The organism is Streptomyces sp. MB09-01 (assembly GCF_033794505.1).
Lineage (GTDB): Bacteria > Actinomycetota > Actinomycetes > Streptomycetales > Streptomycetaceae > Streptomyces.
In genome coordinates, this window is sequence record NZ_JARAYQ010000284.1 from 1 (window position 1) to 9,883 (window position 9,883).

The 9,883-nt window shown below is 73.4% G+C and carries 10 protein-coding genes and 2 pseudogenes; 8 read left to right on the forward strand and 4 right to left on the reverse strand.

Features of this window, described 5'->3' with window-relative positions:
* Nucleotides 1-19: 19 nt before the first annotated feature.
* From PV721_RS36740 to PV721_RS36755, 4 genes are all read right to left on the reverse strand, one after another.
* Nucleotides 20-1,837, reverse strand: a complete 1,818-nt coding sequence (locus PV721_RS36740; RefSeq protein WP_319732154.1) for a VgrG-related protein — start codon at nt 1,835-1,837, stop codon at nt 20-22.
* On the reverse strand, nt 1,834-2,559 hold the full coding sequence (locus PV721_RS36745) for a LysM peptidoglycan-binding domain-containing protein (RefSeq protein ID WP_319732156.1): 726 nt from the start codon (nt 2,557-2,559) through the stop codon (nt 1,834-1,836). Before PV721_RS36745 ends, PV721_RS36740 begins: the two co-directional genes overlap by 4 nt.
* 64 nt (nt 2,560-2,623) lie before the next feature.
* Nucleotides 2,624-3,049, reverse strand: a complete 426-nt coding sequence (locus tag PV721_RS36750; RefSeq protein WP_319732158.1) for a phage tail protein — start codon at nt 3,047-3,049, stop codon at nt 2,624-2,626.
* 34 nt (nt 3,050-3,083) lie between these two features.
* A complete protein-coding gene (locus PV721_RS36755) occupies nt 3,084-3,284 on the reverse strand; it encodes a hypothetical protein (protein WP_319732160.1) in 201 nt (66 codons plus the stop codon).
* Here PV721_RS36755 and PV721_RS36760 point away from each other — a divergent pair.
* The 8 genes and pseudogenes from PV721_RS36760 to PV721_RS36795 all read left to right on the forward strand — a co-directional run.
* A pseudogene (locus PV721_RS36760) lies at nt 3,256-3,906 on the forward strand (hypothetical protein); the annotation flags it as partial. The gene PV721_RS36755 and the pseudogene PV721_RS36760 sit on opposite strands and share 29 nt — an antisense overlap.
* Nucleotides 3,903-4,607: a DUF4255 domain-containing protein gene (locus PV721_RS36765; RefSeq protein ID WP_319732163.1), complete on the forward strand. Its 705-nt coding sequence runs from the start codon at nt 3,903-3,905 to the stop codon at nt 4,605-4,607. The pseudogene PV721_RS36760 and the gene PV721_RS36765, both read left to right, overlap by 4 nt.
* On the forward strand, nt 4,604-6,697 hold the full coding sequence (locus PV721_RS36770; protein ID WP_319732165.1) for an ATP-binding protein: 2,094 nt from the start codon (nt 4,604-4,606) through the stop codon (nt 6,695-6,697). The genes PV721_RS36765 and PV721_RS36770 overlap by 4 nt, the downstream gene beginning before the upstream one ends.
* Nucleotides 6,698-6,866: 169 nt before the next feature.
* Nucleotides 6,867-8,426, forward strand: a complete 1,560-nt coding sequence (locus tag PV721_RS36775) for a phage tail sheath family protein (RefSeq protein WP_319732167.1) — start codon at nt 6,867-6,869, stop codon at nt 8,424-8,426.
* A 38-nt stretch (nt 8,427-8,464) separates the two neighbouring features.
* Nucleotides 8,465-8,905 (forward strand): phage tail protein, encoded by a 441-nt coding sequence (locus tag PV721_RS36780; RefSeq protein WP_030388073.1) that lies wholly within the window; start codon nt 8,465-8,467, stop codon nt 8,903-8,905.
* Nucleotides 8,902-9,399, forward strand: a complete 498-nt coding sequence (locus PV721_RS36785; RefSeq protein ID WP_319732171.1) for a hypothetical protein — start codon at nt 8,902-8,904, stop codon at nt 9,397-9,399. Before PV721_RS36780 ends, PV721_RS36785 begins: the two co-directional genes overlap by 4 nt.
* Nucleotides 9,396-9,554: a DUF6760 family protein gene (locus tag PV721_RS36790; RefSeq protein ID WP_319732173.1), complete on the forward strand. Its 159-nt coding sequence runs from the start codon at nt 9,396-9,398 to the stop codon at nt 9,552-9,554. The genes PV721_RS36785 and PV721_RS36790 overlap by 4 nt, the downstream gene beginning before the upstream one ends.
* Before the next feature lie 4 nt (nt 9,555-9,558).
* Nucleotides 9,559-9,883: pseudogene (locus PV721_RS36795) on the forward strand (hypothetical protein); the annotation flags it as partial.

The following is a 9,883-nucleotide window of genomic DNA, read 5'->3' on the forward strand; positions in this document are numbered from 1 at the left end:
GGCAGGGGCCATGGGGGCCTCAGTTGATCCGGATGAGCCGGGCCTTGAGGACGGCGAGCAGGCCGCCGTTGACGGTGACGTCCGAGGTTCCGTCGACCCGCACCGACCGGCCGCCGATGCTGACCCCGGCGGTTGCGTCGATGTCCACCTGGCGGCCGGACACCTTCACGGTGCCCTGGGGGGCGTCGAGCGTGATGCCGTTCTTGTCCATCAGGACCGAGGTCAGCGGGCGGCCGCGCCCCGCGTACACGGTGAGCTCGATCCGGTCCCGGCGGTCGTCCATGCGTACTTCGAGCCGCTCGTCCCCGGTCACCAGCCGCAGCCCCGAGGGGCCCGGCGCCGGCGCGTCGAGCAGTTCCACGCGGTGGCCCGAACGCGACGCCACCGAGCGGCGGTTGACCTTGCCGCTGGTCTTGTCGATCAGTGGCACGTCGTGCGGTGAGGGCTGGTCCACGCCGTTGTAGAGCCCGCCGATGACGTACGGGCTGTCGAGCAGTCCCTGTTCGAACCCGACGAGCACCTCGTCGTTGACCTCGGGGCTCACCACGCCGCCGCCGCCCTTGCCGCCCCACTGGACGGTGCGCACCCAGTCCGTGACGTACGTGTCGTCGAGCCAGGGGAACTTCAGGCGCACCGCGCCGCGTTGGGACCCGTTCGGTTCGCGCACGTCCGTGACCACGCCGATCGCGAGACCGGGGATGCGCGGGCCGCGCCCCGGCGCGTTGGCGCCGGTCACCAGGCCGGCCAGGGAGCGGTCGGGGCTGGAGCTGACCCACACGGTGGTGCGGTAGCCGCCGTGCGGCTCCAGGACGTGCTGCACGGCCGTCGCCGTGTACCGGCCGGAGAACGCCTGTCCGACGTTGCCGAGCGCGACCGCCTTGCCAGCCCGCAGCAGCGGGTTCCCTTCGGCCACCGCCTCCAGCTCGCCGAAACCGGAGCTGATCCGGTCCGCCGCGGCCCTCGCGACCGCCGTGGTCTCGGCCTGCGTGCGGTACGGAGTGTCGGTGACGGCCACGGCCGACTTGCCGAAGCGTGCGGCGAGCTGGGGGCTGAGGCCCGGCACCACCGTGTCGCTGACCACCGACGGCTGCTGGGCGACCAGGGGCCGCTTCGTGGTCACGTCCCAGCCGCGCACCTGCACGGTCGAGGAGCCGTCGGCGGCCGACAGTGCGGCCCGCAGGGCGAGGAGGTTCCTCCCGTACTCCAGGACCATCGGATTGCGCACGGCCGACGTCGACGGGGCGGGCGCCCCGGACGCCTTCACGGGCCGGGTGAACTGGAGGATCCCCTGGTCGTCGACGCGCACCTGCGCGCCGCTCTCGCCCGCGAGGTACTGCAGGAAGTCCCAGTCGGAGACGTTCGCCTGCGACAGCTGCTTGTACGTCACCGGCGCCGCCTCCACCTTCCCGACGGGAAGGCCCGCTCCGGCGGCCACCTTGCGGACGATCGCGGCGGCGGTCATGTTCCGGTACGCCACGACCTTCCGGCCGCGCTGGAGGCGGTGCGCCTTGGAGTAGGCGCGCACGACGGTGAACGAGCCGGTGCGGTCCCGGTCGATCTCCAGGGCCGTGACCTCGCCGTTGAACAGCCGCTCCCGCGCCTGCCCCTTCACGGTCATCACCGACACCCGCAGCGGGGAGCCGATGGTGATGCCGGTGGCGCGCAGGAACTCGTGGTCGGGGTCGCGGTAGGTGAGCACGGCGGTGTCCGGCAGGCCCACGTTCTCGTCCACCACACAGCTCACCAGCTGCGCCGCCCAGATCGGCGGCAGTTCGCCGGGGGCCTCCACGATCGGGTCGGCCGCGAACGACCGGCCTCCGGATTCGGACCCGCTCACCGCTGCTCCTCCTCGCCGTGCTGGTCCCGCGTGCCGGGCACCACGATCTCGGTGCCGGGGACGAGTGCCATCGGGTCGTCTATGCCGTTGGCCTCCGCGATGGCCCGCCAGGCCGTCGCGTCGCCGTATTCGCGCCAGGCCAGCATGGCCAGGCTGTCGCCCGTCACCACGGTGTGCGTGCTGCGGGCGGTGCGTGAGCCGGAGGTCGGGTTCTGGCCCGGCGGGTCGACGCTCGCCTCTTCGATGGACAGCGAGCAGGTGGCCCGCAGCGGTTTGCCGTCGACGTCGAAGAGCGTGTACGACACCGACAGGTTCGACAGGACCCCGTCGAACGACGTCGTCCGCGCGCTGCCCCACTCGAAGCGCACCCAGGGGCTCGCCGGCTTCTTGCGGCCGAGGCTGGCCGGGGTCGGCACGCACGCCTTCATCAGCTTCTCCACCGCCTGCTCCACCGAGTTGTCGTGGGTGGCGGTGGCGTCCAGGAACACCTCCAGGCTCAGGGTGCGCGGGCCGCTGCCGACGAACTCGGGCAGCGCCGACTGGCCCGCCATGCGGGACGGGGAGCGCCGCCACTCGGTGGTCTTGCCCAGTTGCAGGGTCGAGGGGTTGAACTGGAGATCGAGCTTCGCGATCGTTCCGCCCGGCTTGGCCCCGACCGAGGCCGGCGGCTCCTTGAGGGTGAGCTGGGCCCTGGCGCGGCTGGCGCGTGCCGATGAGGCCATGGCGTGGACTCCCTTCCGGAGCGGGGACGACGAGGAGGACGGACGAGGGCGGGGCGGCGGGCGGTCAGGAGGGCAGCAGCCCCTGGTGGGCGATCTCCAACGTCTCCACCGCCGCCGCGGAGTTGGCGGGGTCGAAGGACGGCCCCTGCCACCGGACCGGGACGATCCCGAACACCTGCCAGCTGATGATCCGGCTCAGGTCGGGCCGCAGGGCCACGATCTCGCCGTCCTTGGGCTCGACCCGCCGCAGCGTCTCGTCCAGCCAGCGGCCGATCTTCGCCGTGTCGGTGGTGACGGGCCGGGTGAGGGTGATGTTCGACCAGGTCACGCGGCCCGGCAGCTGCCAGGTGAAGCCGTTGTTGCCGCCCTCGGCGTAGCTCTCCATCTCGACTTCGGCGCCCATGCCGGAGCAGGTGTGGAAGGCGCCCAGGTCGTTGCCGCCGATCGCCAGCCGGAAGAACACGCTGGTCGCGAAGATGTTGTCCGTCATCGGTCCGTCGTCCGTTTCTCGTGCGTACGTGTTCTCAGCGACGGCCGTCGAAGGGCCGGCCGGCGCGTTCCCGGCCGCGCCGCAACTCGGTGCGCAGCAGGCGGGACACCGGATCGAGCAGGCGGCGTGCGAGATCGTCCAGATCGGCGTCGGGGACTTGGGGTGCGGCGTGCCGGTCGGCCGGGGCGGGCTTGGCGGGGTGGGTGCCCCCGGCCGGCCCCGGGCTGAGCGTCACGGCGCAGCCGAACCCCGGCTACGTCGGCGGCCGCGTCGTCGTCACGTACACCGTCCGCAACGGCCGCAACGCCCTGGCCACCGGCCTGCGGCTGCGCATCGGCCTCCCGCAGGGCGTGCCCCACGCCGGGCCGCCGGCGGGCTGCGACCAGAACTGGGAGTGCGCACTGCCCGACCTGGCACCGGGCGCCCGGACCGTCCTGCGGGTCGTCCTCAGCCCCGACAGGGCGCTCACCGGCCAGGTGACCGGCAGCCTGACCACGACCGGCACGGACGCCGACCCCCGCGACAACACCGCCCAGCAGCAGCTGCGCATCCTCCAGCCGCGCATCGTCGCCGTGCCGCCGATCGGCAAGCCCGGCTTCGTCACCTCCGTGCGCGGCGAGGACTTCCCGCCCGGCGTGCCGGTGCGGTTCACGTGGAAGCCGGGCATCACGGCCGCGGCGGCACCGACGTTCCCGCAGCGGGACGGCACGTTCATCGGCCAGCTGCTGATCCTGGCCAAGGACCAGACGGGCCCCCGCGTCATCACCGCGAACGGCCCCGGCTTCTCGCCGGTGCAGACCGACTTCCTCGTGGTCAACGGCTCGGTGCAGCCGCCCGACGAGGTGACCCGCCGGTGATCCACGAAGTCGACGAGGGACTGCGCCGGCTGCTGGCGGAGTCCGGCCTGGAGGCGTCGGGCATCGAGGTGGTCTTCGACGCCCCGACGAGCGAATGGGCGGCCCGCCGCAGCGCGCCCACGGTCTGCGTGTTCCTGTACGACATCCGCGAGGACCACACCCGGCGCGGCAGCGGCGCGGGCGAGGTGTACGACGCGGACGGGTTCGTCGTCGCGCGCCGCACCCCGCCGCGCTGGTTCGAGCTGACGTACCTGGTCACCGCGTGGGCCGGCAGGCCGCAGGACGAGCACCGGCTGCTCTCCCAGGTGCTCTCCTGCCTCGTGAACACCGACACCCTGCCCCCGCACCTGCTCACCGGCACGCTCGCCGAACTCGGCCTGCTCGTGGACGTGGACGCGGGCGGCACCGGCATGGACGCACCGGCCGCCTCCGACGTGTGGTCGGCGCTCGGGGGTGAGCTGAAGCCGTCCCTCGGGCTGCGCGTGAAGGCACCGCTGGCGGGCATCAGCACGATCACGGCCCCGCCCGTCACCGAGGGGCTCGTCGTGAATTCCGTACCGCAGGCCGAACCGGACGGGGCCGAGAGTGCGCGCCGGCTGCGCTACACCGGGCTGGGCGATCCGGGACCGGAGGGCTTCGGCGGCTCCCGGGAACGGCCGAACGCTCCCGCCCGCCGCCGACGGGGGGAACGGCAGCCGTGACGCACACCATCCGGCCGGTGACCGCGCCCGCGGCCCCGGGCGGCACCACCCCGTACCTGTGGACCCGGCTCCAGCTCGTCGAGGAGCGGGTACGCCGGGCCGTGGAGCTGCGGCGCGCCGTCGATCCCGACCCGGACGACCCCTACCGGGGCCAGTACCTCACCCCCGAGGCGGCCGCGCGCGTCCTGGACGCACCGCACGGCCCCGGCCTGCCCGCACCCGCACCGGCCGCGCCCCCGCCCGGCTCGCCGCTCGACGTCCTGGCCACGCGCTTCGCGCTGGAGCCGCTCGACGTGGACCTGCTCCTGGTGGCCATGGCACCGGACCTGGACGCCCGCTTCGAACGGCTCTACGGCTACCTCAACGACGACCTGACGCGCCGCCGACCCACCGTCGGCCTCGCCCTCGAACTGTGCGGCCACACCGGCGTGGCGGCCGCACGGTTCCGGCTCTCCCCCACCGCACCTCTCGTCGCGGGCGGGCTGCTGGAGGTCACCGAGCCCGAACGGCCGCCCCTGTCGAGGGTGCTGGCCGTCCCGGACCGGGTCACCGCCCACCTGCTCGGCGATGCCTCGCCCGACCCGCGTCTGGCCGAAGTGCTCCGTCGGGCCGGCGACGACCCGGCCGTCGACCCGGCCGAGCTGCGGCAGGCCGTCGCCGCGGCCGGCAGCGGCACCCGCCACGTCCACCTGCGGACCCGCGGCGGCGATCCCGAGGGCCTGGCCACCGCCGCACTGCACGCGTACGGGCCGGGACCCCTCGCCCTGGACGCGGGGGCCCTGGCCCACCACGCCCGCGCCCTGCCCGAACTCGCCCGCACCACCGCCCGCGAGGCCCGACTGACGGGCGCCGGCGTGCTGATCGGGCCGCTGGAGGAACTGCCCGACCGGCCCGACGAGCGGGCCCGCGTCCTGCGCACGCTGTGCACCGTGCTGCGCGGCATCCCCCTGTTCACGTACGGAAGCAGCGGCTGGGAACCCGCCTGGGCGGCCGACACCCCCGTCACGCTGACGGTGGCCGCCCCCACCCCCGACCGTCACGTCACCCGCTGGCGGCACGCGCTGGAGCGGGCCGACGGAGAACACGGGGCGGGCGGGGACGCCGACGCGCTCGCCCGGTCCGTGTCCGCGCACCGCCTCGACGCCGGGCAGCTGCGCCGCGCCGCCGACACCGCGGTGCGCACCGCCGCACTCGACGGCCGCCCGCTCTCCCCCGACGGCCTGCGCGCCGCCGTACGGGCCCAGAACGGCGCGGGGCTCGCCCGCCTCGCCCGCCGGGTGGAGCCCGCGGTGGGCTGGGACGACCTGGTGCTGCCCGCCCCCACCCACCGCCGGCTGCGTGAACTCGCCGTGCGCGCCCGCCACCGCGACCAGGTGCTCGGGCAGTGGGGCATGCGGCCCGGCGGCGGGCGCGGGCGCGGGGTGATCGCGCTGTTCGCCGGGTCCTCCGGCACCGGCAAGACCATGTCCGCCGAGGTCGTGGCGGCCGACCTGGGCATGGACCTGTACGTGGTGGACCTGTCCACGGTCGTCGACAAGTACGTCGGCGAGACCGAGAAGAACCTGGAGCGGATCTTCACCGAGGCATCGGCCGTCAACGCGGTGCTGCTCTTCGACGAGGCCGACGCGATCTTCGGCAAGCGTTCGGAGGTGAAGGACGCCCACGACAAGCACGCCAACATGGAGTCGGCGTACCTGCTCCAGCGGATGGAGTCGTTCGACGGCATCGCCGTCCTGACCACCAACCTGCGGGCCAACCTCGACGAGGCGTTCACCCGCCGCCTGGACGTGGTCGCGGACTTCCCGGTGCCCGACGCCACCCAGCGACTGGCCCTGTGGGAGCGGTGCCTGGGCGACCGGCTGCCCCGGGCCGGCGACCTCGATCTGGGCTTCTGCGCGGACCGGTTCGAACTGGCCGGAGGCTCGATCCGGGCCTGCGCCGTGACGGCCGCCTACTTCGCGGCCGCGTCGGGTGAACCGCTGACCATGAGCCAGGTGGTGACGGCGGTCGCCCAGGAGTACCGCAAGCTCGGCCGCCTGGTCCTGGAGGGCGAGTTCGGGCCGTACCTGGGCCAGGTCACGCAGGTGTGAGCCCGGCGGCCGGGCGGGCCAGGCGCGGTGCCTGGCCGGCCCGGCGGGGGCGACCGGGAGGGCAGCGCACTTGCCCCCGGCCAGGTCCCCACGCCCTTGTCCCGGGCGGCGGCCGCCGGAAAGGCTGTGGTCAGACCTGATCGTGAAGCCGTAACCCGAAGGAGCGAGCATGCCGACGTACCTCACCCCGGGCGTGTACGTGGAGGAGGTGCAGTCCGGTGCTCGCCCGATCGAAGGGGTCGGCACCGCCGTCGCCGCGTTCGTGGGCTTCGCCCAGAGCGGCCCGTTCCACGAGCCGACGCTGGTCACCAGCTGGGACCAGTATTCCCAGCACTTCGGCGGTTTCACCGAGGGCACCTACCTGCCCCACGCCGTCTACGGGTACTTCGCCAACGGCGGCGGCGCCGCGTACGTCGTCCGCATCGGCGGGCCCGCCCGGGACGCCTCCGCACCGGCCGCCGCGGGCGCCGTCCCCCAGCCCCGCGCCGTGGAGCCGGTCGAGCTCGGCGGATTCCTGATCGCCGCCCGGCCGGGCGCCACCGGAGTGTCCGTGGAGATCGCCGAAGCGGAGGGCGAGAACCCGCCCGAGGACCGCTTCAAGGTCCTGGTCCGCCAGGGCGAGCAGGTGGCCGAAACCTACGAGGTGTCCGCCCGCAAGAACGTCAAGGGCTACCTCGTCACCCAGGCCCGCGCCTCGAAGCTGATCGAGGTCACCGAGCAGCGGGGCGCCGCCCAGACCCGGCCCGCCGGACAGACCGTCGTCGTGCCCGACGCCCCCGCCGCGTCGCCCGCCCCGGCCGGCCGCGGCGGCGTGGCCCGGCTCGACCCGGCCGAGTACGTCGGCGACTCCGCCGCCCGCACCGGGTTCGCGGGCCTTGAGACCATCGACGAGATCACCATGGTCGCGGTCCCGGACCTGATGAGCGCCTACCAGCGCGGCGACATCGACTCCGAAGGCGTACGCACCGTGCAGCTCGCGGTGATCTCGCACTGCGAGCAGATGGGCGACCGGGTGGCCGTCCTGGACACCCCGCCCGGACTCTCCGCGCAGCAGGTGCGCACCTGGCGCAACGACGAGGCGGGCTACGACTCCCGCTACGCCACCCTCTACTACCCGTGGGTGCGGGTCTTCGACCCGGCCGCCGGACGCAACACGACCGTCCCGCCGAGCGGCCACGTCGCCGGCGTGTGGGCGCGCAGCGACGCCGAGCGCGGTGTGCACAAGGCCCCCGCCAACGAGGTGATCCGCGGCGCGGTGGACCTGGAACTGCGCCTGAGCAAGGGCGAGCAGGACCTCCTCAACCCGATCGGTGTGAACTGCGTACGGGCCTTCCCCGGCCGCGGCATCCGGATCTGGGGTGCCCGCACCCTCTCCTCCGACCCGGCCTGGCGCTACCTGAACGTGCGCCGCCTCTTCAACTACCTGGAGGAGTCCATCCTCCTGGGCACCCAGTGGGTGGTCTTCGAGCCGAACGACGACCGCCTCTGGTCGAGCATCCGGCGCAACGTCACCGCGTTCCTCACCGAGGAGTGGCGCCGCGGCGCGCTGTTCGGCCGCACGGCCGCCGAGGCGTTCTACGTCAAGTGCGACCGGGACAACAACCCGCAGGAGTCGATCGACCAGGGCCGCGTGGTCTGCGAGATCGGCGTGTCGCCGGTCAAGCCCGCCGAGTTCGTGGTGTTCCGGCTGGCCCAGTTCTCCGACAGCACCAGCCTCATCGACGAGTGACCCTCCGGGGCAGCAGCAAGGAAAGGTGAAGGACAGTCATGGCAGAGGGCGATGCTCTTTCCACCCATATCTTCGGCGTACAGCTCGGCGGCTACCTGGTCGAATCGATCCAGGAGATCAGCGGCCTGACCGTCGAGGAAGAGGTCGTCGAGGTCCGCCAGGTCAGCGCGGAGGGCAAGCAGATCATCCGCAAGCAGCCCGGCGCCCGCCAGGCCGGCGAGGTCACGATCACCCGGGGACTCGACAAGAGCAGCGAGTTCACCAAGTGGATCAAGGAGACCCTGAACAACGGGGCCGTCGACACCGCTCGGCAGAACCTCACCATCGAGATCAAGGACTCCACCGGCGCGACCGTCCGCCGCATCCAGCTGATGCAGGGCTGGGCCTCCAAGTGGGAGGGCCCCTCCCTCAAGGCCGGCGAGTCCGCCGCCGCCACCGAGTCCGTGACCATCGTGTTCGAGGAGATCATCGTCGAATGAGACGTCGTACGGTGACTGCAGGCAATCTGGAGGAGATCCTCCAGGTCACGGCGCCCACGACGGCCCCGGAGCAGGCGGCGGCGCCCCCGGCCGCCGCCGCTCCGGCGGCACGCGAGGACCACGGGCTGCGGACGGAGTTCGAGTTCGAGCTGCCGCGCGGCTACGTCGACGAAGCGGGCACGGTGCACCGGCACGGCTCGATGCGCCTGGCCACCGCCCGCGACGAACTGCGGCCCCAGATCGACCTGCGGGTCAAGGAGAACCCGGCGTACCTGAGCGTGGTGCTGCTCAGCCAGGTGATCACCCGGCTCGGCACCATCACCGACGTGCACGCCGGGATCGTGGAACGGATGTACGCGACCGACGTCGCGTTCCTGCAGGACTTCTACCGGCGCGTCAACAGCGAGGGCCACACCCGCGCGGCGGTCACCTGCCCGCACTGCGAAGGCGGCTTCGAGGTCGACCTCTCCGGTGGGCGCCTGGGGGAATCGTGACGTACGCCCTCCCCCGGCTCAGGGAGGAGATCGCGTACATCGCCTACCACTTCCACTGGCAACGCGACGAGATCCTCGACCTCACCCACGGCGAGCGCCAGGAGTGGGTCTCCGAGATAGCTCGCATCAACTCCCGTGTGAACGAAGGCGGTTGAACGCATGGCATGGCGGGACAGGCTGCGTCGGCGCGCTGCCGTGCCGGACGCCGCGACCGCGGCGCCGGTGGCCCGGAACGCGGCCGCCGCACCGGAGGCCGATGCACCCGTCGGTGTGCCCGGCGACTGGGACGGCGGCTGGCGCATGACGGCGCCCCCCGCGCTGACCGTGTCCCGCGCGGCCATCGGCGTCAGCGACGGGCTCGCCTTCCGGTCCGGCCTGGCCGCGTGGCGCGACCCCTCGTTCGACACCGGGCTCGCCCACGCCCTGCTGCCGTCCGCCCCGGCCGGTCTCGTACGCGGGGTCACCCGCCCCGCCGGCCCGCGCC

What these genes read in the sequence shown, in the direction of transcription:
- PV721_RS36785 (WP_319732171.1), top strand. Translation starts at nt 8,902, where the DNA reads ATGAGACGTCGTACGGTGACTGCAGGCAATCTGGAGGAGATCCTCCAG.
- PV721_RS36745 (WP_319732156.1), bottom strand. Translation starts at nt 2,559, where the DNA reads ATGGCCTCATCGGCACGCGCCAGCCGCGCCAGGGCCCAGCTCACCCTC.
- PV721_RS36775 (WP_319732167.1), top strand. Translation starts at nt 6,867, where the DNA reads ATGCCGACGTACCTCACCCCGGGCGTGTACGTGGAGGAGGTGCAGTCC.
- PV721_RS36750 (WP_319732158.1), bottom strand. Translation starts at nt 3,049, where the DNA reads ATGACGGACAACATCTTCGCGACCAGCGTGTTCTTCCGGCTGGCGATC.
- PV721_RS36780 (WP_030388073.1), top strand. Translation starts at nt 8,465, where the DNA reads ATGGCAGAGGGCGATGCTCTTTCCACCCATATCTTCGGCGTACAGCTC.